Genomic DNA, 566 nt, shown 5'->3' with positions numbered 1-566 from the left:
AGACCTGCTCTACCTTTCGGACTGTTTTGGCGTGAGCCGCAACACGAACAAGTTTGGGTGGTGTAGTGCTCATTAACCTCAGCATAGTGACAACCTGCGTACTCGCATTTATAGGTCAGTTGCCGCTTAATTTCAAACCAACCTGCGTCATAGACAGACTTAGCTAGTTTGCTTGAGGTGAATGATTTTGATTGAAGCTTGCCAACGATGATCACATTATTATCTTTGACAAGTTTGGTGGTGAATTTATGAATTAAGTCTTGGCGCGTGTTCTTAATCTTGGCGTGAATCGCTTTAACGCGCTTTTTGTTCTTAGCCCGCTGAGCAAGCCCTAATTTTGGGGCGTATTTATGGGTCAGTTTGGTGGCTAAGACCTCGCCATTACTAGCGGTTGCTGAATCCTTGCATCCCAAGTCGATACCAGTCTGATTAACACCGCAGATTGTCTTTGGATGTTCTTTAACGGTGATACAGGCATACCAAAGACCGCGACTATCCTGCACAAGCTCACAAGTATTGATGGTGTAGAGAGCTAGGTTATAGCTGTCCCACACGTCAATGGTCAG

Annotated in this window: 1 protein-coding gene; it reads right to left on the bottom strand. The window is 45.4% G+C overall.

Going from position 1 to position 566, the window contains the following annotated elements:
- A partial coding sequence (locus EI161_RS14625) for an RNA-guided endonuclease InsQ/TnpB family protein (protein WP_192530027.1) occupies positions 1–566 on the bottom strand: 566 nt, incomplete at both ends.

Source organism: Psychrobacter sp. FME5, from assembly GCF_014861375.1.
Lineage (GTDB): Bacteria > Pseudomonadota > Gammaproteobacteria > Pseudomonadales > Moraxellaceae > Psychrobacter.
This window is presented reverse-complemented; position numbering and strand designations above follow the sequence as displayed.